We start from the raw sequence: 23,836 nt of genomic DNA, 5'->3' as shown, positions 1-23,836 counted from the left end.
AAAGCTTACCCAAATAAATTAGTTACACGTTGGTGAACACCCAAACGTTTTGTCAGTTGAGGTTCACACGACATTGTCCAGCAAACCTACCCCTTCGAATAGCCTATGCCGGCGCAGAGAAAGTTTTGGGAAAAAAACTCTCTTGTAACGTGGGGTCGCAAGATTATAGAGAAGTCGGGGTCAAAGATCGACCCCTTTATGAGATTTGACGCGGGTTTTTCGGGGTTTGGGGATATGCGGCCTGATGCCCTCACCCCCAGCCCCTCTCCCACGGGGAGAGGGTAGCATTTATGGCATGTGCGGGCGCTTCAGGTACTCTTCGCTCTGCATCTCCTGTAAACGCGACAGGCAGCGCTGGAACTCAAACTTCAAGCGCTCGCCCTGATAGATGTTGTAAAGCTCCACCTCGGCGCTGACCACCAGTTTCACGTGGCGTTCATAGAACTCATCCACCAGCGCGATAAAGCGGCGGGCCTCGCTCTCCAGCAGCGGCGTCATCACCGGCACGTCGTAGAGCATCACGGTGTGGAACAGGCGTGAGAGCGCGATATAGTCGTGCTGGCTGCGCGCATCGACGCACAGCGTGGTGAACGACACCGCCAGCGTCTGGTTCTCAACGCCCAGCGTCGGCAACTGACGGTGGTTAATCTCCAGCGTCGTCTGGTTCTGCTGCGCGGTACCCGCCAGCGCCAGCCACAACTTGTTCATCTGCTGACGCGTATCGGCATTCAGCGGTGATAGCCACAGATGCGCCTGCGTTAACGTTCGCAGACGATAATCGATTCCCGCATCAACGTTCATGATATCGCAGTGTTCTTTAATCGCCTCAATTGCCGGCAGGAAGCGCGCACGCTGCAGGCCGTTGCGGTAGAGCTCATCCGGCGGAATGTTGGAGGTTGCCACCAGCGTAATACCGCGGGCAAACAGCGCCTTCATCAGGCCGCCAAGCAGCATGGCATCGGTGATATCGGAAACAAAAAACTCATCGAAGCACAGCACGTCAGTTTCCGCTTTAAACCGTTCGGCGACGATTTCCAGCGGGTCGCTGTGCCCTTGCAATTCGCCCAGTTCTTCGTGCACCCGCAGCATAAAGCGGTGGAAGTGCAGACGCTGTTTACGCGTGCCCGGCAGGCTCTGATAGAACATATCCATCAGCCAGGTCTTGCCGCGCCCTACGCCGCCCCACATATAAAGGCCGCGCACCGCAGGCGGGGTGTCGGCTTCTTTCTTACCCAGCAGCTTGCCAAAGCGCGCGCGCAGGCCACCGCCGGAGGCAGGTGCAGGTGCGGGCGTTTTGTTTTGCAGTTCCTGGTAAATAGTGTCGAGGCGGTTAACCGCCTCACGCTGAACGTCATCGGGTTGATGACTGCCCTCTTCAAGAGCCTGAAGATAGCGCGATGTGGGGGACTGGCTTTGCATGATCTAATTGTTATTCCTTTGAAAACCGGTATGTCTTACTTCACGATTGACTAAAAAAAGTCCGTTCTACACTACGCGATGATGCGTCAGGATTCCACTTCTACGGGATTAGCGGTTATAGTGGCACTATCGGGCGCTGGCATGGAGCTGCCGAAGCTGCCAATACCCTATGGAACTATAAAACAACGGGAGATGTTCATGACCTGGGAATACGCGCTAATTGGGTTAGTTGTCGGTATCATCATCGGTGCCGTGGCCATGCGTTTTGGTAATAGCAAATTACGTCAGCAGCAGGCGCTGCAGTACGAGCTGGAGAAAAACAAAGCCGAGCTGGAAGAGTATCGCGAAGAGCTGGTCAGCCATTTTGCCCGCAGCGCGGAACTGCTTGATAACATGGCAGACGACTACCGCCAGATTTATCAGCACATGGCGAAAAGCTCCAGCAACCTGCTGCCGGGCATGTCTCCAGATGCCAACCCGTTCCGTAACCGTCTGGCCGAATCCGAAGCGGGTAACGACCAGGCGCCGGTTCAGATGCCGCGCGACTATTCTGATGGCGCATCCGGCCTGCTGCGCGGAAGCGCAAAACGCGATTAATCTGCATTCCATAAATATTTCACGGGCGCATCATTTGCGCCCGTCCTCTTCTGCTCACGCCGACTATATTTACTTCAATAACATCAGTCTTTTCGGGAAGTATTGTCCTTGCATACAGGGTCATGAGGGCCAGCATCAATGAAGAAATCGACTTTACTGTTAAGTGCACTGGCGTTAAGCATCGGGTTATCACTCGCCGTACCGGCTCCGGTACTGGCCTCGCTGCCGACGCAGGTTCCAGGCCAGGGTACTCTGCCGAGCCTCGCGCCGATGCTGGAGAAAGTGCTGCCCGCCGTGGTGAGCGTGAAGGTAGAGGGCACCGCGCCGGTGAATCAGCAGGTTCCGGATGAGCTGAAGAAATTCTTTGGCGATGACGGCAGTAACCCGGCAAATGAACCCACACAGCAGTTTGAAGGGCTGGGCTCCGGGGTCATCATCGATGCCATCAAAGGCTATGTGCTGACCAACAACCATGTGGTGAGCGACGCCCAGAAGATCAGCGTCCAGCTTAACGATGGCCGCGAATTTGAAGCCAAGCTTATCGGCAGCGACGATCAAAGCGACATCGCCCTGCTGCAAATCCAGAAAGCCAGCCACCTGACGCAAATCGCCATCGCCGACTCCGACAAGCTGCGCGTGGGCGATTTCGCCGTCGCGGTCGGTAACCCGTTTGGTCTCGGTCAGACCGTAACCTCCGGGATTGTCTCGGCGCTGGGCCGCAGCGGCCTGAATCTTGAAGGGCTGGAAAACTTTATTCAAACCGATGCCGCCATTAACCGCGGTAACTCCGGCGGCGCGCTGCTCAACCTCAACGGCGAGCTGATTGGCATCAACACCGCCATTCTGGCTCCCGGCGGCGGCAGCATCGGCATCGGCTTTGCCATCCCGAGCAATATGGCGCAAACCCTGGCGCAGCAGCTGATTCAGTTTGGTGAAATCAAACGCGGCCTGCTCGGCATCCGCGGGATGGAAATGACCGCCGACATCGCGAAAGCGTTTAATCTTGACGTGCAGCGTGGCGCTTTCGTCAGCGAAGTGCTGCCAAACTCAGGCTCAGCCAAAGCCGGGATTAAGTCCGGTGACGTGATCACCAGCCTGAACGGTAAACCGCTGAATAGCTTCGCCGAACTGCGTTCCCGCATTGCCACGACCGAACCAGGTTCGAAAGTGAAGCTGGGCCTGTTGCGCGACGGCAAACCACTGGAAGTTGAAGTCACGCTGGATAAGAGCACCTCATCCACCGCCAGCGCACAGCTAATTATCCCAGCGCTGGAAGGGGCAACCCTGAGCGATGGTCAGGCGAAAAGCGGCACCAAAGGGGTAGTGATTTCCAACGTCGAGAAAGGCAGTCCGGCCGCTCAGGTAGGTTTGCATAAAGATGATGTCATTATCGGCATGAACCGCCAGCAGACCGAATCGATTGCCGAGCTGCGTAAGGTGCTGGAAACCAAACCCGCGGTGATTGCACTCAACGTTATGCGCGGTAACGAGAGCATCTACCTGCTTATGCGCTAATCCTCGGAAACCGGACATAGCATGCAATGTATGTCCGGTAAACTCGTGGTATGCTTCGCCCAGTTTTCTCATCAACGATGATGCTTGTATCATGCTTCTAAAGCTCTTACGTTCCGTCGCACTAGGTTTACTGGTTGGCGGCATATTGATTGTGACCGTTCCCTCTTTGCGCCAGTGGAATCCGTTAGCCACTCAGCGCTTTAGCAGCACGGACGAAACCCCTGCCAGCTATAATCAGGCGGTGCGCCGCGCCGCGCCTGCGGTAGTTAACGTCTATAACCGCAGCCTGAACAGCAGCACCCACAGCCAGCTGGAGATTAAAACGCTCGGCTCCGGCGTGATTATGGATCAGCGCGGGTACATCATTACCAACAAGCATGTGATCAACGATGCGGACCAGATTATCGTCGCCCTGCAGGACGGCCGGGTGTTTGAAGCACTGCTCGTTGGCTCCGATAGCCTGACCGACCTCGCGGTACTCAAAATTAACGCCACCGGCGGCCTGCCGGTGATTCCGATTAATCCCACCCGCGTACCGCACATCGGCGACGTGGTGCTGGCTATCGGCAACCCGTATAACCTCGGTCAGACCATCACCCAGGGGATTATCAGCGCCACCGGTCGTATCGGCCTGAACCCAAGCGGCCGACAGAACTTCCTGCAAACCGATGCCTCCATCAACCACGGTAACTCCGGCGGCGCGCTGGTGAACTCGCTGGGCGAACTGATGGGTATCAACACCCTCTCTTTCGATAAGAGCAACGACGGCGAGACACCAGAAGGGCTGAGCTTTGCGATCCCATTCCAGCTAGCGACCAAAATTATGGATAAGCTCATCCGTGACGGTCGCGTGATCCGCGGCTTTATCGGCATTAGCGGTCGTGAAATTGCGCCGCTGCGCGCGCAGGGCGGCGCTATCGATCAGATTCAGGGGATTGTGGTTAACGAAATCGCCCCGGACGGCCCGGCCGCGCAGGCAGGCATTCAGAACAACGACGTGATTATCTCAGTGAACGGTAAACCGGCGGTTTCCGCGCTGGAAACCATGGACCAGGTCGCGGAGATCCGCCCAGGTTCAGTGATCCCAGTAGTGGTAATGCGTGAAGATAAAAAGCTGACAATGCAGGTGACGATTCAGGAATATCCGGCGTCGAACTAATAGGTTGTAGCCCGGACGAGGCGCAAAGCACCGACTCCGGGGAACACCCGGTTTCGGCGCTAGCGCCACGACACTTAATCAACAAAAATCGGCCCCGCCGGGAAATGCGCCAGAAAATCCGTGAAGATCAGCAGTGCAGGTAGACGTTCCTCTTCTACCGGATATTCCCGCAACTCCTTATCCAGCACCATCAGATTCAACTCGCCTTCCTCCCCCAGCACACCGCCCAGCCAAAGCAGCCGCTGAGCTTGCTGTCTGGCGTACGGCGAACCGCTGCGCCAGGCCACCAGATGCAGCAACGTCTGTAGCAGGATGACGTGCGGGGTATGACCATCGCGCTGCAGACGCCGGAAAACAGGCAAAGCGATGCCGCGCACCGTGGCAAATCCACTTAGCGGTTCATCATCCCAATGGGGAAATTCCACTGCGAATGTCTTAACCAGGTCGCACAAGCGGTTATGCGTCAGCGGCTGCTTGTGCGCACACATATAACCCGCGGCCAGGCATAATAGTCCAATACCTTGCACCCACGCGGCTTCCGACTGCCTCAGCGCCTGCGGAATAGCGTCCCTGGTCAGCGGGGTGCGCTGGTTTGCCGCGCGAAGCCCGGCGTCATAGCATTGCGCGAACAGCGCCGGGCTGTCAGGGTGGTTGTCACCTGCCCAGGGCAGCAAATGTAATGATGGTTCCAGCGTGGTGATATGACCGAGGGCTTCTGCGACGTAGCGCATGACGGTCTCTTTTGACGGTACTGACATAGCCTGACGAACGGCAATCATCTCACTCATTATCGATCCCTCATTGTTTGCAGGAGCGAGAAACCCCGCTCCTGAGAATGACGAATTACATCGCCATCACGTACTTCAGCATCACGCCTGCGGCTATCGCCGAGCCAATCACCCCGGCCACGTTCGGCCCCATGGCGTGCATCAGCAGGAAGTTCTGCGCGTCCGACTCCAGCCCCACCTTGTTCGACACGCGCGCCGCCATCGGCACCGCCGAGACCCCCGCCGAGCCGATAAGCGGGTTGATTTTGTTGGTGCTGAACAGGTTCATCAGCTTCGCCATCAACACACCAGCCGCCGTCCCGATGCCAAACGCAATCACCCCCAGCAGCAGAATGCCCAGCGTCTGCGGCTGCAGGAACTTATCCGCCACCAGCTTCGCGCCCACCGACAGCCCGAGGAATATCGTCACGATATTAATCAGCCCGTTCTGCACCGTATCGCTCAGACGCTCCACCACCCCGCTTTCACGCATCAGGTTGCCGAAGCAGAACATCCCCAGCAGCGGTGCCGCGTCCGGCAGCAGCAGCGCCACCAGCAGCAACAGCACCACCGGGAAGAGGATTTTCTCCCGCTTGCTGACCGTACGCAGCTGCACCATACGGATTTTCCGCTCCGTCTCGCTGGTCAGCAGCTTCATAATCGGCGGCTGAATCAGCGGCACCAGCGCCATATACGAGTAGGCCGCCACCGCAATCGCCCCCAGCAGTTCCGGGGCCAGCTTGCTGGAGAGGTAAATTGCCGTCGGGCCGTCCGCGCCGCCGATGATGCCAATCGCCGCCGCCTGCGGCAGGGTGAAGGGGATGACGCCGAAGTAGTTCAGCGTCAGCGCGCCCAGCACGGTGGCGAAGATGCCGAACTGCGCCGCCGCGCCAAGCAGCAGGGTGCGCGGGTTCGCCAGCAGCGGGCCGAAGTCGGTCATCGCGCCCACGCCCATAAAGATAACCAGCGGCGCCACGCCGGATCCAATCGCCACTTTGTAGAACAGCGCCAGCACGCCCGGCGTGTAGCCCATGTCCACCGCCAGATTCTCCATCTGGCCCTGCACCGACGGCAGCGCCAGCGCTAACGCCTCTTTAATGGCGTGTACGTCCGCCGCGCAGTGGAGCTTCGCGGCAATCACCGCCAGCTGTCCGGCATCGTGATGGGCCAGCAGGCTCTCCAGCGCGGTCAGCGCCATACCCGCTTCCGGGATGTTGGAGAGCAGGCCGCCGAAGCCAATCGGCAGCAGCAGCAGCGGCTCAAACTTCTTCGCAATCGCCAGCCACAGCAGCAGCAGGCTGACCAGCAGCATGATGGCCTGGCCGGCGCCAAGGTGCATCAGCCCCATGCCCTGGAACAGGGCGTTCAGACTTTCCATTCGTCCTCTCCGTTATGCCAGCGTCATCAGGGTGTCGCCGACCGCGACCGCATCCCCGGCTTTCACCGCGATGCCACGCACCGTTCCGGCCTGCGCGGCGCGGATGTCGGTTTCCATCTTCATCGCTTCCAGAATCAGCAGCACGTCGCCTTCCGCCACGTGCTGGCCTTCGGTCGCCACCACTTTCCAGATGTTGCCTGCCAGCGGAGCGGCAACCGGGGTGCCTGCGCCCGCCGGAGCCGGGGCCGCAACCGGCGCGGCGGTCGTGGTTGTCACCTGGCTGATATCGCCGCCGTCGCTGACTTTCACCACAAAGGCTTTGCCTTCCACTTCCACGGTGTAGATACCGGCGGAGGCCGGTTTTTCTGCCGAGGCGGGCTTCGTGCTCTCTGCCTGCGGCAGCGGTTCAAACGCCGCCGGGTTGTGGCGGTTTTCGAGGAACTTCATGCCCGGCTGCGGGAACAGCGCCACGGTCAGCACGTCGTCGATGGCGTTCTCTGCAAGGGTGATGCCCTTTTCCTGCGCCTGACGGGTGATGTCCGCTTCCAGCGCCGCCAGCTCCGGCTTCAGCAGGTCCGCCGGGCGGCAGGTGATGGCCTGTGCGCCGTCAAGCACCTTCGCCTGCAGCGCGGCGTTCACCGGGGCCGGGGAGCGGCCATATTCGCCTTTCAGAATGCCCGCCGTCTCTCTGGCGATGGTTTTGTAGCGCTCGCCGGTCAGCACGTTGAGCACCGCCTGGGTGCCGACAATCTGCGAGGTCGGGGTCACCAGTGGAATAAAGCCGAGGTCTGCGCGCACGCGGGGGATTTCCGCCAGCACCAGGTCAAGCTTGTCCGCCGCGTTCTGCTGCTTCAGCTGGCTTTCCAGGTTGGTCAGCATCCCGCCCGGCACCTGCGCCACCAGAATGCGGCTGTCATAGCCTTTCAACTGGCCTTCAAAGGCGTGGTACTTCCTGCGCACCTCGCGGAAATAGGCGGCGATATTTTCCAGTTTGTTAATGTCGAGCCCGGTGTCATGGGCAGTCCCGGCCAGCGTGGCGACCAGCGCTTCGGTAGCCGGGTGACCGTAGGTGGCGCTCATCGAAGAGATGGCGGTATCCACACCGTCAACGCCGGCTTCAATGGCTTTCAGCAGCGCCATCTCCGCCATCCCGGTGGTGGCGTGGCAGTGCAGATGCAGCCGTACGTCGTAGCGTTTTTTGATTTCGCTGACCAGCTCATAGGCCGCCATCGGGGTCAGGATGCCGGACATATCTTTGATGGCGATAGAGTCAACGCCGGTTTCCAGCAGCTGTTCGGTCAGGTCCAGCCAGGTCTGCAGGGTGTGCACCGGGCTGGTGGTGTAGGAGAGCGTGCCCTGGGCATGGGCGCCGTGGCTGCGCACCGCCTGCAGGGCGGCTTTCATATTGCGCGGGTCGTTCATGGCATCGAAAACGCGGAACACGTCCATGCCGTTTTTCACCGCCCGCTCGACAAAGCGCTCGACCACATCGTCGGCATAGTGACGGTAGCCGAGCAGGTTCTGCCCGCGCAGCAGCATCTGCAGCGGGGTCTTCGGCATGGCTTTTTTCAGCTCGCGCAGGCGCAGCCACGGGTCTTCGCCGAGGAAGCGGATGCAGGCGTCAAAGGTGGCACCGCCCCAGCATTCGAGCGAGCCGTAGCCGACGTCATCAAGCTGAGCGGCAATGGGCAGCATGTCATCAAGGCGCAGACGGGTGGCAAACAGGGACTGATGGGCGTCGCGCAGGACGACATCGGTAATAGCGAGAGTCATGGTTTCCTCCGGAATTTAAGCGTTAAGACGGTGATGGTGAATGGCCGCGGCAATCACCGGCTTTAAGCGGGTGAAGTCATCCGCGGCGGGCACGGCGCGCGGCGCGGGAGTAGCGGCGGGCTCGGGGAAGAAACGGGCGATGGCGGTGGACATCATGCGAATAGCGAAAATAAGCAGGAACAGAAACGCCAGCACGAATCCCATCCCGAGGAACATCAGGGTGAAGCCTTCACCCAGCAGTACGGCAGCAGTCATAAAATGGCCTTCAAAAAGAAGGCACAATAATGGCGCTGCCCACGCGATGAATAATAAGAGTGAATTTTCCGGATCGCCCCCGATCGGAAACCTCATTTATTCAAATGTGAAGCAGCAACCATTACCGTGCAATTAGCTTATTTAATAAAACTCACGTGCTGACAAATTTCATCCGCGACGATCTCTTTACGCTGGTTGAAAATAACTTTGTTCTGCTCGAACAGGTTATTACCATGCGTATCAATCGAAACAATTAACGGACCGAACTCTTTAACCCGGCAAACCCACAGCGTTTCCGGCATACCGAGATCGCGCCACTGCGCATCCTCAATCTCTTCAACGCAGACCGCCGCCACCACCGCACAGCCCGCAGGGAACACGCAGTGCAGCGCCTTATGCTCCGAGCAACCCTCTTCAGTGCCTTTGCCCATACCGCCTTTGCCAACAATTAACTTCACGCCGGTTTTAGCAATAAACTCTTTTTCAAACTTCTCCATGCGCATACTGGTAGTTGGGCCAACGGAGACCATTTCGAATTTATCGTCAGAACCTTTTATTGGCCGAACAATCGGACCAGCATGCAAAATTGCGCCGCCGTCAATATTCACCGGCAGTTCGCGACCGCCTTCAATTAAGCGGCGATGCGCCACGTCACGACAGGTAACAATATGACCGTTGAGGTAAATAATATCGCCCGCCTTAATATCCGCTAAATCTTCATCTTTAATCGGCGTGGTGAGAATTTTTTTAGTCATCAGAAAGTCACTCCTGTGTGAGAGGTGATGGTGTAATTCAGATCTTTATCGAAAACGATATGACCTTTACGGTGCGACCAGCAGCCGACGTTAACCGCCACGCCGATGGTAGAAGGATGGCGAGCGGTATTTTCAATATTGACGCCCATGACTGAGGTATTACCGGACATGCCCTGCGGACCAAGGCCAATCTTATTGATGCCGTCTTCCAGCATTTTCTCCAGCGAAGCCGCTCGTTCATTGTCGTTGCGCGACCCAACCGGACGCATCAGCGCTTTTTTCGACAGCAGCGCTGCCGTCTCAACAGAGGTGGCCACCCCAACGCCCACCAGCAGCGGCGGACAGGCGTTCAGGCCATAGCTGGTCATCACGTCCAGCACGAAACGGGTCACCCCTTCGTAGCCTGCTCCCGGCATCAGCACCATCGCTTTCCCCGGCAGCGAGCAGCCGCCGCCCGCCATGTAAGTGTGAATACTGCACTGGTCAGAATCAGGAACAATTTCCCAGAACACCGTTGGCGTGCCTTTACCGACGTTTTTGCCGGTGTTGTATTCGTCAAAGGTCTCAACGCTGTTATGGCGCAGCGGAGAGTCAACCGTCGCCTGGATTACCGCTTCACGCAGCAAGGCCTCCAGCTCGCCGATCAGCGGAAAGTTCGCACCGCACTCCACGAGGAACTGGATAACGCCGGTATCCTGGCAGGAAGGACGATCTAACTCCTTAGCCAGACGTTGGTTATCGAACATGGTGGTGAAGATGACGTTCGCCAGCTGACTGGTCTCTTTTTTCTGTAATTCTTCCAGTTTGACCGTGACGTCATCAGGTAAGACTTTACCGGTATATCCCACAAATTTGGCCATAACATCGGTCATATGGGATATCTGCTCACGTTTGCTCATAAATACTCCTTAGTCAGAACAGCGTCCGTAAATTACGGGTGAAAAGGGAAAAGGATTGGCAGCAGAATCAGGCTGACAATGGTGGAAACGATGATGAGAGGGATACCGGCTTTGGCGTAATCGACGAACTTATAGCCGCCAGCGGAGAGCACCATCATATTGGCGGGCATCCCGATAGGTGTGGCATAGGCGCAGGAACTGCCGATAACCGTTGCCATCAGCACGGCGCGCGGGTCGGCACCCATGCCTGCGGCGATGGAGAGACTCACCGGCACCAACAGCGCAACGGTTGCGGTATTGGACATAAAGTTGGTCATGATAACCGACAGAGCAAACACCACGACCAGCAGCATAAACGGTGAGGAACTGTCCCCAAGCAGGCCAATCACGTAGTCCGCTACCAGCTTGCCAGCCCCGGTCATTTCCAGCGCTTTTGCCAGCGCCAGCGTGCCACCGAAGATGAAAATAGTTTGTGAATCAATCGCCTTATAGGCCTGTTTTTCCGTCAGTACACCGCTAACAACCAGCACCAGTGCACCGATACAACCGGCAACCGCAAGGCTAATCCCGGTCTGTTTTTCGAAAATCATGCCGAGGATCGTGGCGATCAGCACCACCAGTGACAGGATCTGCTTCCAGCGCGGCACGTGACTGTAATCACGCTGCTCGCCAATGCTGCCAACTTCGCCGTTGTTGGGATGATTTGGCAGGAATTTATAGCCAATAGTCAGGAAGTAAATCATGCCGCAAACCAGCATCGGCAGACCGACTTTAGCGTACTCAAAGAAGCCAAAACCGCTGCCAATATTCTGCAGCGCCGACTGCGCAATCAGGTTGCCCGGCGCGCCAATCAGCGACAGGTTACCGCCCAGCGCGGCGGCAAAAACCAGCGGCATCAGCAGGCGGGAGCGGGTAAATCCCGATTTAGCCGCCACGCCAATGACAACCGGAATCAGCACCGCCGCAGTGCCGGTGTTGGAGAGAAAACCGGACATCACGCCAACCACCACCATGATGGTGAAGATCAGCTGCTTCTCCGTTTTTGCAAAATAGGTAATCACGCCGCCGACTTTGTTTGCCATGCCGGTTTCAAACAGCGCGCCGCCGACAATAAACATCGCCACAAAGAGGATGACGTTGGTATCGATGAAGCCGGAAAACGCCTGCTTCAGATCGAGGACACCGGTGAGAACAAGCGCCACGCAGACGATCATCGAGGTGACCGCAAGCGGCACTTTTTCCCAAACGAACATTGCAATGGCAAACACCAGTAAGCATAGGGTGATGGTAATAGGTTCCATGTTTATAATTATCCTATCAATGATATATGATATTGTATCCAATATTGACGAGGCAAAATTATTCCCATACAAAAACTAAGTCAATTCGTTTTTCAGGAAAGCTTCAGGATTGAGATCTGCGTCAAGATCGTCATACGATCCTGACGGTCAACGATGAAATTAGGGTCAGAAGGCTATCGCCTGCGGTGATACGCAGGCGGGAAGATCAGGATGTGGGCTCTTCAACGTAGCGCGTCAACATATTCTCCATAGAACGGATAATGTGTGCGCGCATACGCTGCCGGGCCAACGTCTCATCATGAATTTCAAGGGCTTGCAGAATACTTTTATGTTCCTGGATGGAAATTTCGGCATACTCTTCTTCGGTAACCTTGTGGCCCATTGAGAGTCCATTCCACATGTTACAAAGCAGTACTTTCATCTTTTCATTGCCTGCCGCATTCCAGATTTCCATGTGAAATGCCTGGTTCAGGTCTGAGTATTCAGCGGAATTATTGGCGGCCAGCGCCTTTTCTGCCGCATAATGCACCTGTGCAATACGCGAAATATCGGTTCCGGGGCGAGAGGCTTTAGCAACGGCCTCGCTTTCAAGCAGAGCACGGATCTCATAATGCTCGCGAATCGTCTGCTCGTTGATCCCTAAAACCACCGCGCCTTTATTAGGGCGAACCTTAATTAACCCATCGGCGGCCAGAATCTGAAACGCTTCGCGTACTGGCATGCTGGATACGCCTACCATTCCAGCGATCCCTTCCAGGGTAATCTCCTGACCCTCTACTAATTCCCGCGACAGAATAGCCTTACGCAGCACCGCCGCTACCTGTTCTTTCGCTGAAAGAAGCTTAATTTTCCCTAATTTAGGCTTCTGCACTTTCCCAATCCTTCATATGTTGACGCATTATTTCCGCTAAAGAGAGGAAATAACGCTGCGTAGCCTGCACAATCTCGTCGTGTTGGCCCCGGCCTATCGCCGCGCTGAGTTCCATCAGCAGCAACGCTGACTCCTGGCACTCTTCCTTCAGATGTAGAATCACATAGGAGATATAGCCATCCAGGAACTGCTGATAGGCTTTCTCAAGATAGCGATTGTTAACATAAGCAATCAGCGCAAGGTGAAACTCAAGCTCAAGCGTTTTGTCTTGCCCGCTCGCCAGCGCCTGGGCGCGAGCGCTCAGCACGTCTGATGCCGTTGACGGAATAAGCGTAAACAACTCTGCAGCCATCACCGCAATAACGCGAAAAATATGGCTGACATGGTCGGGCTCAAGATGGGCAACCTGCATATGCCGATTGGGCAAACGGATCAAAAATCCTTCTTGCTCAAGCGACTGCAGTGCCTCGCGAACCGGCATGCGAGAAAGCCCCAACTGCTCAGCAATACTCTCCTGCGCCAGCTCTTCTCCTGCACGAATATTGCCGGAGAGAATCTCATAGCGCAGCATTTGGGTAATGTGATCGCGAGTTTGCTTTCTTTGGATCTTTTTCACGACGTTCTCGTTGATAACCAATAAGACGCGGGGAGTTTAGCAGATTTAACGTTTGATCGAGCAACCTGTTTGCGGGCACGCGGCCCGAAAGAAGCCGGAACGAACGTTCCGGCATCACACACTATTTATTAATAAAATCTTCGCCAAGCTGAATATCTTTTCTCAGCGTATCCAGCATCCCTTCCAGCGCCTGCTGCTCGTAAGCGCTCAGTTTGCCAATAGACTGACGTTCTTCAATCCCGTTTTTGCCGAGCAGCAGCGGCTGTGAGAAGAAACGAGCGTATTCGCCATCGCCTTCAACATAGGCACACTCAACCACCCCTTTCTCGCCCTGCAAGGCGCGAACCAGAGACAGCCCAAAGCGTGCTGCAGCCTGGCCCATGGACAGCGTGGCTGACCCGCCGCCGGCTTTTGCTTCCACCACTTCGGTACCCGCATTCTGGATACGTTTGGTCAGGTCATTCACCTCCTGCTCGGAGAAACTGACCCCTGGGATTTGCGACAATAAAGGAAGAATCGTGACGCCGGAGTGGCCGCCGATAACCGGAACTTCGACGTCGCCGCATTTTTTACCTTTCAGTTCAGCGACGAAGGTATTGGAGCGGATGATATCCAGCGTGGTCACGCCGAACAGTTTATTTTTGTCGTACACGCCCGCCTTTTTCAGCACCTCGGCGGCGATCGCCACGGTGGTGTTCACCGGGTTGGTAATGATACCAATGCAGGCTTTAGGCGCGGTTTTTGCGATTTGTTGCACCAGGTTTTTGACAATCCCGGCGTTAACGTTGAACAGATCGGAGCGATCCATACCGGGCTTACGAGCTACCCCGGCAGAGATCAGGACAACATCCGCCCCTACCAGCGCAGGCGTCGCATCTTCACCGGAGAAACCTTTGATGTTCACATCAGTAGGAATATGGCTGAGATCGACAGCCACGCCAGGCGTGACGGGGGCAATATCATAGAGGGAGAGTTCTGAACCTGAAGGCAGTTGGGTCTTTAGTAGTAGGGCAAGCGCCTGGCCAATACCGCCGGCGGCACCAAGGACTGCGACTTTCATCCTAAACTCCTTATTATGGTTAATGACATTCAGGTAATAACCTGTCGTGGACCGCATAACCGACGCAAGAGATACCTGTTGTTACTCCGTTGCGGCGACCTTAATTCACAAGGTAAATAATTACAATATAATTGCTTACAGAATGCGGAGCCTCCAGCAGCATTGCTGGCGTTACCGCACTACTCCCAGAAAAAGGTCTATCTACGAAACCAAACTTTCATCAACTATCGATTACAATACACTCAGCATGTTGCGTAAAACAACAGCAATTTAATAACAATTCATTTACTTTTAACTTATTTGGATCCCGTGATATAGGCATGTTTCTTAGGTCTAATTTTTGCTAAAATCCCGCCTTTCTCTATTTGGCCTAGCCCCTTGGGATAAATTGTTTTGCATAAAAATTCACCTATATGCATAATAATGTTAATTTCACCACCATAGTCAGGTGACTTATGCGAAGTTCCACTAAACAAGAAGAATTAGTTAAAGCCTTTAAAGCATTACTGAAGGAAGAAAAATTTAGCTCTCAGGGCGAAATTGTTCAGGCCTTACAGGAAGAAGGCTTCGATAATATCAACCAGTCCAAAGTCTCCCGCATGCTGACGAAGTTTGGCGCAGTGCGTACCCGCAACGCCAAAATGGAAATGGTTTACTGCCTGCCGGCTGAGCTGGGCGTGCCGACCACCTCCAGCCCACTGAAGAACCTGGTTCTGGATATTGACTACAACGACGCCGTCGTCGTCATTCATACCAGCCCTGGTGCAGCGCAGCTGATTGCACGTCTGCTGGATTCGCTGGGCAAAGCGGAAGGGATTCTCGGCAGCATTGCTGGCGATGACACGATCTTCACCACGCCTGCTCGGGGTTTCACTGTTAAAGATCTCTACGAGGCCATTCAGGTTCTGTTCGAACAGGAACTGTAATCCCTCGCGATACTCCTCTGGTTCCTCCGGAGGAGTCTGTTTTCCCGCCAACGCCCCGCCGTTTTCACTGCCGTTCCGTTAACATTTAGTGCGATTCTTTGTGCATTCACATAGATGCAGTGAATATATCCCGACTTAAGCGCACAAAACATCAAATTATCCTATCTTTTTGATTTTACGCATTATTGGCCGACAACTTTGCCAAAATATGCGTTTTTTTATACGTATATGTTCTAAAAATGACGATTCCTGACAAGTAATTACACGAGAAACAATTAGCGGGGTATTAATATTTCATGTGATTAGTGTATACTTAATTTCGTGATGAGGGTCACAAAACAAAGGCCTTCCAAAAAAATTCGACGAGGTGAGTATCATGAAAATCAAAACTACCGTTGCCGCTCTGAGCATCCTATCCGTTATCTCGTTTGGCGCTTTCGCCGCTGATTCTATCAACAGCGACCAGGCACAAACCCGTCAGTCAATCGGCACCGTTTCCATTGGTTCCGTCGGTTCAACCCCGATGGATATGCATGAGATGCTGAACAAGAAAGCGGAAGAACAAGGTGCATCGTCTTACCGCATCATTGAAGCGCGTACTGGCGATCGCTGGCATGCAACGGCTGAACTGTATAAATAAGACGCAGTACGTCGGTATTGAAAAAAAATATCCCCAGCGGTCCCAGGAATAAGCATCAGCATCCTCTCACCGCTGCAAAATAAGGTGAGGAGTAAAGTATATGAAAAGCGCAATTATCATCGCATCCCTTGGTCTGGCATCCGTACTCTCTTTCGGCGCAAGCGCCGCAGTACATCAGGTGAGTGCAGATCAGGCACAGAACCTACAGTCCATCGGCACCGTTTCCGTTTCACAGATAGGTAGCGACCCAATGGATATGCGTAGCCAGTTAGCCGCAAAAGCAGAGAAAGAAGGCGCTAGCAGCTACCGCATTATCGAAGCCCGTTCCGGCGACAGCTCGCACGCTACGGCTGAACTGTACAAATAAACCCTCGTCGTCTTGTCCGACGACTTGCCCTCGCCTTTCGGCGAGGGCTTTTTTTATCCGCGCTGAACGTTAAACCGCAGCATGCCTTCAAGTTCTTCTTCCGCTTCATCAAACAGCAGAATCAGCGCGCCGTAGCGTCGTCGCTGCTTATCGTCCATGTGCAGGAATTCAATCTCCAGCGGTAGCGGTATTACATTGCCGGTCACCACGCTCCAGAGCGCGTCCAGATCGCGAATCGACTCACGATCGAGGGCAAAAAGACGGGCGAACTCCCGATAAAAATCGCCCTGATCCTCTATCTCGTCAAAATCAAAAGTATAGATTTTCATCTTACGCCCTCTCCCCTATTCAACAGACTAAAGTCCCCCAATGTGCAGCGTTTTCACCTCGAGGTACTCTTCCAGCCCCAGCACTGAACCTTCACGCCCAAGCCCCGACTCCTTCACGCCGCCAAACGGCCCCAGCTCGGTTGAAACGGCACATTCGTTAATGCCGATCATACCGCTCTCCAGCGCCTGCGAGACACGGAAGACGCGGGACAAGTTCTGAGTGTAGAAATAGGCCGCCAGGCCGTAAGGCGTATTATTCGCGCGCTGAATAACTTCGTCTTCATCGCTAAAACGGAAGCAGGCCGCCAGAGGACCGAACGTCTCCTCCTGCGCCAGCAGCATTTTTTCCTGACAGTCACCCAGCACCGTCGGCTGCCAGAAGTTACCGCCCAGCGCATGCGGCTGCCCACCAGCTAGCACTTTGGCTCCTTTCGCTACAGCATCCTCAACGTGTTCGCGCACTTTTTTAACCGCCGCGGCCTCAATCAATGGCCCCACGATCACGCCGTCATCCAGCCCGTTCCCCACCTTCAGCGCCTTCACGGCGGCGGCAAGCTGGCTGACGAAGCGCTCATACACGCTGTCGTGAATATAAAAACGGTTTACGCTCACGCACACCTGTCCGGCGTTGCGGAACTTATTGGCGATAGCACCCTGTACGGCAGCATCAATATCCGCATCTTCAAAGACGATGTACGGCGCGTTGCCGCCGAGCTCCATAGAGACTTTCTTCATGGTTTCCGCAGCGTTACGCACCAGCGTTTTGCCCACCGAGGTTGATCCGGTAAAGGAGATTTTTCGCACGTCATGGCTTGCCATAATCGCGTCGCTAATCTCCAGCGTATTCCCCGCCACGGCGTTCAGCACCCCGTCCGGAATCCCCGCTTTCTTCGCCAGCGCCAGCAGCGCGAACGCGCACAGTGGCGTGTTATTGGCGGGTTTAATCACCCCGGTACAGCCAGCCGCCAGCGCTGGGCCAAGCTTACGGGTGAGCATCGCCATCGGGAAGTTCCACGGCGTAATCGCCGCCACCACCCCGATAGGCTCGCGGGTTGCCAGAATGCGTGAACCCGGCTTCGCCGGTGGAATTATCTCGCCGTTCGCCCGTTTTCCCTGTTCGGCAAACCACTGGATAAAGCTCGCCGCGTAGTCCACCTCGCCCTCCGCCTCTTTCAGCGGTTTGCCCTGTTCGATGGTCATCAGTTTCGCCAGCCAGCTTTTATGTTCGATGATGAGCTGATACCAGCGATGCAGCAGTTCCGATCGCGCCTTCGCCGTTTTCCCCCGCCAGAGTGGGAACGCGCGGGCGGCGGCGGCAATCGCCTGTTCCGTCTCCTGCTTTCCGGCCTTCGCGACTTTGGCGACGACCTCGCCCGTCGCGGGGTTGAGCACATCAAAGGTGGTGTCGAGCTGATGCCATTCGCCGTTCACCAGGTAGCCCGTTTGAAAGAGATCGTTGTCCTGCCATGCTTGCGTGGTCATTACACCCTCCTGAAAAGTGTTTCCATCTAAGTATAGCTATCGCTTTTAGCGTAATAGTTGTCAGAATAACGATAGTCTTATTAACGGAAAGGAGCCTGCGGTGAAACGTGAATATCCTGTTTTTGATAAGCTGTGCCACGAGCTTGGGCTGGCACATCTGGCGAGCGATCGCGTGACGTTCACCGGTACAGAACCGGTCTATCCGACGCCGTTTGCCATTGGAGAGGCGGCCGCCTCCGCGCTAGCGCTACAAGGGCTGATGCTCGATGTGCTGCGAGGTAAGCAGCAGGAAATTACCGTTGATTGCCATAGCGCTGCCGCCTCAACCCACGCGGTCACCTTCCAGCAGCAGAACGGCTATAACTGGCAGTACAACGACCCGGACTACCCCACCACCGATTTCTACCTCACCGCCGACAACCGCTGGATTTTCCTGCACGGCGGCTACCCGCGTTTGCGTGATGGCATTCTGGATATTCTCGACGTGCCCAATAACCGTAGCCGCGTGGCGCAGGCCGTGGCGAAGTGGGAGGCGCAAAAGCTGGAGCAGACCATTGCCGACGCTGGGCTGTGCGCTGCCATTGCCCGCAGTCGTGAAGAGTGGCTGGCACATCCACAGGGGCTGGCGGTGAGTCAGGAGCCGCTGATTCGCCTGACACGGATGACCGATAGCGCACCGAAAGCCCGCCGTTACGACACGCCACGGGTGCTGAAGTCGCTGCGCGTGCTGGATGCCACCCACGTGATCGCTGGGCCAACAGCGACCCGCGGCCTGGCGCAAATGGGTGCCGATGTACTGCACCTTTCATCCCCTTATCGCCCACGTATTTTGCCGTTCGACGTTGATACCAACCACGGCAAACGCAACGCGTATCTTGAACTCTCCACCGCCGAAGGTCGCGAGACGGCGGCGAAGCTGGTCCGCGAAGGCGATGTGTTTGTGCAAAGCTACCGTCCCGGCGCGCTTGCCCGCTATGGCCTGAGTGATGAAGAGATGGCGCAGATCAATCCCCAAATCATTGCGGTTAACCTGAACTGCTACGGCCATCGTGGGCCGTGGAAAACACGGCCGGGCTTCGAGCAGCTTGCTCAGACCGTGACCGGTATGGCGGTAGCACAGGGCGGCGCAGGCCAGCCGGTGCTGGGGCCAACCTATCCGAATGATTATCTCAGCGGCTATCTCGCCACGCTTGGCGTGTTGATGGCGCTGGAGCGTCAGCGTAATGAAGGCGGTGCATGGCGGGTAGATGTGTCATTGTGCCGGACGGCGACGTGGCTGCAACAGTTGGGCAAGCAGGCGGATTATCAGACGATTGCGCCACCAAGCGAAGCGGCGATTACCCGTTGTATGGTGACCGAGCAGGGACCATTCGGCGAGTTAAGCTACTTCAACAGCGCGCTGGAACTTGCACAAACACCGATGGCGTTTGCGATGCCGGCCATGCCGTTAGGGGCGCATCGCGCGGAATGGTGGTAGGGCTCCCGGAGTCGCTGCGCTCGTCCGGGCTACAAATCGCAGGTAGCCCGGACGACGCTTAACTGCTCGTGAGTGCACCCTGATATTTATGCAGCATCGACACCAACCGCTCGACCGGCTGGGTTACCTGTTCAGGTGCTTCCCAGACCTGCAGTTTTTCCTGATAAACCCCCAGCTCTTCCAGCAAGCGCGTAAAGTAATAGCGGCGCTTGTCGTCGCTGCTGGCAGAGATCACCTTGTCAGCCGTGCGGCGCAGTTGGCGGTGGAATGCCGACAGATCGTCATTCACCGGAATGGGCGCATCGCGCAGACGTTGGTGCGCAATAATCAGCGTCAGCGCCAGGCGGAACTTGGCAATATCACCGGGGAACTTGTTCAGCAGTAAGAACAGCTGCTGGTAGAGCCCCGGCAGATGGTTCTCTTTCCGACGCGCCATATTGGTGGTCATCGCCGATACCGCCGCAAACACAAACTGGTTCAGCAGCACGCGCCCGGTACGCAGGCGGGAGTTATCGCGGATCAGCAGAATAACGATAAACGCCATGAAGCAGCCAACAATCTGCCCTAATGCGCTATCAAGGAACTGGCTGAAGTGGAAGGTCATCGGGTTATCCAGCACCAGAATGTTGATGGTACTGGCCAGTGCCCCCATCGAGCCCAGCCGCCGTTTTTGCACTTCAATACCGATAAAGAAGCACATCACCGCCAGGCTAATACACAGCAGCAGCATGCTTTGCTGGGTCGCGGGAATGATGATCAGGAAATAGAGTGCCCCCAGCGGCAGCGCCGCGATGGTGCCGTAGATAAAGTCTATCGCCACCATGCGCGGGTTCGGCAGACGCATTGCCAGCGAGGTGACCACGGCGATCATTACCATCGCCCCGCTACCGGAGGTCCAGCCGGTCCACAGCCAGAACAGAATGCCCAGCGCGCAGGAGAGCGTGGTGCGCCAGAAGTTAATCATCGCGTGGTGACGCTCGGCGGATTCCGGGCGCACCACCACTTCACTTTGCAGGATCTCTTCTTCGCGGGCGCTGATTTTGGCATTGCCAATCACCCCGCGCTTGAGCAGCAGATAACGCGTCGCGGCCCCTACCCAGCTGTAGATAGTGACCGGCGTATCGTGCTCGCCTGTCCACGCCAGCACGCGGCGCATCCGTTTAAGCTGACGATGAACATCTTGCACCGTCTCAACCGGCTCTTCGAACAGCTCGCGATAGGCGTCAGTGACCAGCTCAGGCCGCGAGTTTTGCATGATGAAGGTTTCACAAGCCTGGGTCACCATGGTCAACGAAACGGTATTCAGCGCCTTCAGTCGGCGGTTGGCCCACGCCCAGCGTGAGGACTCCATATTCAGGTTGCCGCGCATCCCTTCCAGCGCTGCCGTACGCCGCAGCAGCGCCAGCCAGGCCTTGTCCATTTCATCGCTGTCGCCGTGCTTGATACACAGCTGCATCAGGCGATATTGATCGATGAGGATACCGTCGAGTTCGTTATCGATCTCTTTTTTGATCGATCGCGGCGAAAACAGGAGATCGGCGACGATCGCACAGATAATCCCCAGCACGATCTCGCTGCAGCGCTCAACGGCAAACTGCGGCGTCAGCAACGGTTCGGCCTGAATGGTGATGACGATAATCAGCGCCGTGTAGCCGGAGAGCCCCCAGGCATAGGAGTTCTCCACGCGCACCAGCGAGGAGATCCAGGTACAGAAACCGGCCCAGATACTACAGACCAACAGCATCAGCAGCGGCGCGCGAATCATGGCGATGATAATCACTAGCGCCGCAATACAGCCAATAAAGGTGCCGACAATACGCAGCATCCCACGATAGCGAATCGCCCCTGCATAGGGTTCCCCACCTGCAGCAAAGGCCGGGCCAGCCGCCACGATAGCGGCAGTCAGTACCGCCCAGCGGGGCGTTTCAAGCTGAAAGTGAAAGCCGACAAACAGCGCCAGCACCACCGCGCATGCCAGTTTGACGGCAAAGCGGATGTGCTGGTTGGCAATACTAAAAATGCCCATGGCGATTAACCGAACTCACGCAGGCGCAGCGCCAGCTTCTGGAAGAAGCTCATGCGGCTGGCATCGCGATCTTTCTCGCCGGTAATGACCACCGTGGCGGTAGTACCCGCAGGCCACAGGTTGCCCGTCTCTTCATCCAGACGAATACGCACCGGCACGCGCTGGGCCAGACGAACCCATTCGAGGTTAGAGTCGATGGTCGCCATCCCTTTGCTGTCAACGCTGCTGCTGGCGTTCGTCACGCCTGCCGCGACGCTATCAACGGTGCCTTTAATCACATGGTTGCTGCCCAGCGGGGTAATTTCGGCACGGTAGCCCGGACGGACGCTTGAGAGCTTGGTCTCTTCAAGGTAGGCCATCACGTAGAAGGAGTGCTGTTTGACCAGCGCCACCGCCGTCGAGCCGCGGGTGATAAACTCACCGGCATAGACGTTAAGGTTAGTCACCCAGCCATCTGCCGGGGCGCGGATCACCGTACGATCAAGGTCGAGGCGCGCCAGGTCACGGGTCGCCTGCGCTTTAGCAAGCTGGTGCAGCACGGTTTGCAGAACGTTATTGGATTGGTCAATCTCTTCGCGTGACATCGCGATGACGCCCAGCTTATTACGGCGCCCGGCTTCACGGCTTTTTTCATCGGCCAGCGCTTTATAATAGGCCACGTCAGCGTCGGCCTCTTCCAGCGCCTTCTTGTAGCGTGGCTGGTCAATGATAAACAGCACCTGATTTTTGCTAACCAGTTGGTTATCCTTGACCTGTACGTCGGTAATCAGGCCGGAAACGTCAGGGGCAATAGCGACAACGTCCGCGCTAAAACGCGCATCGCGCGTCCACGGAGATTCAGTGTAATAGACCCAGGCGCGGAAAATCGCGATGAACGCCAGGATGACCAGTATCACCGTAATAGCGGTGCGGGAGATTTTTCTTGTTAGTGTTTTCACATCTACCTCAGACGAACAAACGTGATATTAGATAAAACAGGCAGCAGTACAGTGCGGTGTTGAACAACGCAGGATGCCAGACAAAGTCGTAGATCCCGGTCGGCGTCAGCACGCGACGCACCAACCAAAAAATGGCGAGCGATAAGAGCAGCTCAAAGAAAATCGGCGGGAATGAGAGACCGAAAATCACGATGACAGGAAACAGGCTCATGTTGACCTTACTAGACTAGCGTGCAGGTGAGATTGGAACTTTAATTATTCAGCTAACAGTATTTTAACGTAACTGTTATCGCCTTATCTACATAGTGTGATGCAAATCACTTTTAAGCCAGAGTGAACAATGGAACGACTAAAACGGATGTCGGTGTTTGCCAAAGTGGTCGAGCAAGGCTCCTTTACCGCCGCGGCGCGCCAGCTACAAATGAGCGTTTCGTCCATCAGCCAGACTGTCTCTAAACTGGAAGATGAGCTGCAGGTCAAACTGCTTAACCGCAGTACTCGCAGCATTGGCTTAACCGAAGCCGGTAAAATTTACTACCAGGGTTGCCGCCGCATGCTGTTCGAAGTTCAGGATGTTCACGAGCAGCTTTACGCTTTTAACAACACGCCAATTGGCACGCTGCGCATTGGTTGTTCTTCAACTATGGCACAAAATGTCCTCGCTGCCATGACGGCGGAGATGCTGAAAGAGTATCCAGGTTTAACGGTGAATCTGGTGACGGGCATTCCGGCGCCGGACCTGATTGCCGACGGCCTGGACGTGGTGATCCGCGTGGGCGCGCTGCAGGATTCCAGCCTCTTCTCCCGACGCCTTGGCAGCATGCCGATGGTCGTCTGCGCGTCGAAGAAATACCTCGCGCAGTATGGCGTGCCCGAAAAGCCGGCGGACCTGAGTAACCATTCATGGCTGGAATATAGCGTGCGTCCCGATAACGAATTTGAGCTGATTGCCCCCGAAGGGTTGTCGACCAAGCTGCTGCCGGAAGGCCGATTTGTCACTAACGATCCGATGACCATCTCCCGCTGGCTGGTGGCCGGTGCGGGCATTGCCTACGTGCCGCTGATGTGGGTGATCAATGAGATCAACAGCGGTGAGCTGGAGATCTTATTCCCACGCTATCAGTCCGATCCTCGCCCGGTGTACGCGCTGTATACCGAAAAGGACAAGCTGCCGCTCAAGGTGCAGGTCTGTATTAACTATCTGACCGACTATTTTGTCGAAGTGGCGAGGCTGTTCCAGGGGATGCGGGGAAGAAGAAAGGAATAGTGACAGGCCGGACAAGCGA

24 protein-coding genes are annotated in these 23,836 nt (G+C 56.0%); 8 read left to right on the top strand and 16 right to left on the bottom strand.

Annotated features, from left to right (window positions below):
- Positions 1–288: 288 nt before the first annotated feature.
- Positions 289–1,419: a cell division protein ZapE gene (zapE, locus tag FHC49_RS22215; protein WP_185667783.1), complete on the bottom strand. Its 1,131-nt coding sequence runs from the start codon at positions 1,417–1,419 to the stop codon at positions 289–291.
- A 198-nt stretch (positions 1,420–1,617) separates the two neighbouring features.
- On the opposite strand from zapE, the gene zapG reads away from it, so the two are divergent.
- The 3 genes from zapG to degS all read left to right on the top strand — a co-directional run bounded on the left by zapG (position 1,618) and on the right by degS (position 4,690).
- Positions 1,618–2,016 carry a Z-ring associated protein ZapG gene (gene zapG / locus FHC49_RS22210; protein WP_035891191.1) on the top strand — a complete coding sequence of 133 codons (399 nt, stop codon included), beginning with the start codon at positions 1,618–1,620 and terminating at the stop codon, positions 2,014–2,016.
- Positions 2,017–2,154: 138 nt separating this feature from the next.
- Positions 2,155–3,531 carry a serine endoprotease DegQ gene (degQ, locus tag FHC49_RS22205; protein WP_185667782.1) on the top strand — a complete coding sequence of 459 codons (1,377 nt, stop codon included), beginning with the start codon at positions 2,155–2,157 and terminating at the stop codon, positions 3,529–3,531.
- Between the two features lie 91 nt (positions 3,532–3,622).
- Complete coding sequence (gene degS / locus FHC49_RS22200; protein ID WP_185667781.1) at positions 3,623–4,690, top strand: outer membrane-stress sensor serine endopeptidase DegS; 1,068 nt, start codon at positions 3,623–3,625, stop codon at positions 4,688–4,690.
- Positions 4,691–4,764: 74 nt separating this feature from the next.
- Here degS and FHC49_RS22195 read toward each other — a convergent pair whose 3' ends face one another.
- The 10 genes from FHC49_RS22195 to mdh form a co-directional block, all read right to left on the bottom strand.
- A complete protein-coding gene (locus FHC49_RS22195; protein ID WP_220440876.1) occupies positions 4,765–5,478 on the bottom strand; it encodes a hypothetical protein in 714 nt (237 codons plus the stop codon).
- Between the two features lie 55 nt (positions 5,479–5,533).
- Positions 5,534–6,835, bottom strand: a complete 1,302-nt coding sequence (locus FHC49_RS22190) for an oxalacetate decarboxylase subunit beta (RefSeq protein WP_220440875.1) — start codon at positions 6,833–6,835, stop codon at positions 5,534–5,536.
- A gap of 12 nt (positions 6,836–6,847) precedes the next feature.
- Complete coding sequence (gene oadA, locus FHC49_RS22185) at positions 6,848–8,608, bottom strand: sodium-extruding oxaloacetate decarboxylase subunit alpha (RefSeq protein WP_220440874.1); 1,761 nt, start codon at positions 8,606–8,608, stop codon at positions 6,848–6,850.
- Between the two features lie 15 nt (positions 8,609–8,623).
- Positions 8,624–8,863 carry an oxaloacetate decarboxylase subunit gamma gene (locus tag FHC49_RS22180; protein WP_220440873.1) on the bottom strand — a complete coding sequence of 80 codons (240 nt, stop codon included), beginning with the start codon at positions 8,861–8,863 and terminating at the stop codon, positions 8,624–8,626.
- Positions 8,864–9,000: 137 nt separating this feature from the next.
- Positions 9,001–9,618 carry a L(+)-tartrate dehydratase subunit beta gene (gene ttdB / locus FHC49_RS22175; protein ID WP_185669813.1) on the bottom strand — a complete coding sequence of 206 codons (618 nt, stop codon included), beginning with the start codon at positions 9,616–9,618 and terminating at the stop codon, positions 9,001–9,003.
- Entirely contained in the window at positions 9,618–10,517 is a 900-nt protein-coding gene (ttdA, locus tag FHC49_RS22170) for a L(+)-tartrate dehydratase subunit alpha (protein ID WP_185669812.1), read from the bottom strand. The genes ttdB and ttdA overlap by 1 nt, the downstream gene beginning before the upstream one ends.
- Positions 10,518–10,549: 32 nt before the next feature.
- Positions 10,550–11,818: an SLC13 family permease gene (locus FHC49_RS22165; RefSeq protein WP_185669811.1), complete on the bottom strand. Its 1,269-nt coding sequence runs from the start codon at positions 11,816–11,818 to the stop codon at positions 10,550–10,552.
- Positions 11,819–12,023: 205 nt separating this feature from the next.
- A complete protein-coding gene (locus FHC49_RS22160) occupies positions 12,024–12,689 on the bottom strand; it encodes a GntR family transcriptional regulator (RefSeq protein ID WP_185669810.1) in 666 nt (221 codons plus the stop codon).
- On the bottom strand, positions 12,676–13,305 hold the full coding sequence (locus FHC49_RS22155) for a GntR family transcriptional regulator (protein ID WP_185669809.1): 630 nt from the start codon (positions 13,303–13,305) through the stop codon (positions 12,676–12,678). Before FHC49_RS22155 ends, FHC49_RS22160 begins: the two co-directional genes overlap by 14 nt.
- Positions 13,306–13,426: 121 nt before the next feature.
- Positions 13,427–14,365, bottom strand: a complete 939-nt coding sequence (gene mdh, locus FHC49_RS22150; RefSeq protein WP_185669808.1) for a malate dehydrogenase — start codon at positions 14,363–14,365, stop codon at positions 13,427–13,429.
- 455 nt (positions 14,366–14,820) lie between these two features.
- On the opposite strand from mdh, the gene argR reads away from it, so the two are divergent.
- The 3 genes from argR to yhcN (FHC49_RS22135) all read left to right on the top strand — a co-directional run bounded on the left by argR (position 14,821) and on the right by yhcN (FHC49_RS22135) (position 16,298).
- Positions 14,821–15,291 (top strand): transcriptional regulator ArgR, encoded by a 471-nt coding sequence (argR, locus tag FHC49_RS22145; RefSeq protein ID WP_185669807.1) that lies wholly within the window; start codon positions 14,821–14,823, stop codon positions 15,289–15,291.
- A 376-nt stretch (positions 15,292–15,667) separates the two neighbouring features.
- Entirely contained in the window at positions 15,668–15,931 is a 264-nt protein-coding gene (gene yhcN, locus FHC49_RS22140; RefSeq protein WP_185669806.1) for a peroxide/acid stress response protein YhcN, read from the top strand.
- A 100-nt stretch (positions 15,932–16,031) separates the two neighbouring features.
- Entirely contained in the window at positions 16,032–16,298 is a 267-nt protein-coding gene (gene yhcN, locus FHC49_RS22135) for a peroxide/acid stress response protein YhcN (RefSeq protein WP_185669805.1), read from the top strand.
- A 53-nt stretch (positions 16,299–16,351) separates the two neighbouring features.
- On the opposite strand, the gene FHC49_RS22130 is transcribed toward yhcN (FHC49_RS22135), so the two are convergent.
- Both FHC49_RS22130 and FHC49_RS22125 read right to left on the bottom strand, forming a co-directional pair.
- A complete protein-coding gene (locus FHC49_RS22130; protein WP_185669804.1) occupies positions 16,352–16,627 on the bottom strand; it encodes a barstar family protein in 276 nt (91 codons plus the stop codon).
- Positions 16,628–16,654: 27 nt separating this feature from the next.
- On the bottom strand, positions 16,655–18,109 hold the full coding sequence (locus FHC49_RS22125; RefSeq protein WP_220440872.1) for an NAD-dependent succinate-semialdehyde dehydrogenase: 1,455 nt from the start codon (positions 18,107–18,109) through the stop codon (positions 16,655–16,657).
- A 100-nt stretch (positions 18,110–18,209) separates the two neighbouring features.
- Here FHC49_RS22125 and FHC49_RS24820 point away from each other — a divergent pair, with 100 nt between their 5' ends.
- Positions 18,210–19,586, top strand: coding sequence for a CoA transferase (locus tag FHC49_RS24820; RefSeq protein ID WP_185669802.1), 1,377 nt, complete (start codon positions 18,210–18,212; stop codon positions 19,584–19,586).
- 58 nt (positions 19,587–19,644) lie between these two features.
- Here the strand turns inward: FHC49_RS24820 and aaeB are convergent, their stop codons facing one another.
- Genes aaeB through aaeX form a run of 3 tightly spaced genes read right to left on the bottom strand, consistent with a single transcriptional unit; the run spans position 19,645 to position 22,761 of the window.
- On the bottom strand, positions 19,645–21,612 hold the full coding sequence (gene aaeB / locus FHC49_RS22115; protein ID WP_220440871.1) for a p-hydroxybenzoic acid efflux pump subunit AaeB: 1,968 nt from the start codon (positions 21,610–21,612) through the stop codon (positions 19,645–19,647).
- A 5-nt stretch (positions 21,613–21,617) separates the two neighbouring features.
- The gene (gene aaeA, locus FHC49_RS22110; protein WP_185669800.1) at positions 21,618–22,550 is read right to left on the bottom strand and encodes a p-hydroxybenzoic acid efflux pump subunit AaeA; all 933 of its coding nucleotides are present in this window, start codon (positions 22,548–22,550) and stop codon (positions 21,618–21,620) included.
- 7 nt (positions 22,551–22,557) lie between these two features.
- Positions 22,558–22,761 carry a p-hydroxybenzoic acid efflux pump operon protein AaeX gene (gene aaeX / locus FHC49_RS22105; protein WP_035891204.1) on the bottom strand — a complete coding sequence of 68 codons (204 nt, stop codon included), beginning with the start codon at positions 22,759–22,761 and terminating at the stop codon, positions 22,558–22,560.
- Between the two features lie 129 nt (positions 22,762–22,890).
- On the opposite strand from aaeX, the gene aaeR reads away from it, so the two are divergent.
- Positions 22,891–23,817 (top strand): HTH-type transcriptional activator AaeR, encoded by a 927-nt coding sequence (gene aaeR, locus FHC49_RS22100; RefSeq protein ID WP_220440870.1) that lies wholly within the window; start codon positions 22,891–22,893, stop codon positions 23,815–23,817.
- Positions 23,818–23,836: the final 19 nt, after the last annotated feature.

The sequence above is a fragment of the Kluyvera sp. EC_51 genome, from assembly GCF_019584505.1.
GTDB lineage: Bacteria > Pseudomonadota > Gammaproteobacteria > Enterobacterales > Enterobacteriaceae > Kluyvera > Kluyvera sichuanensis.
Note: the sequence above shows the minus strand (reverse complement) of the source record. Positions and strands in the feature narration are given on the sequence as shown.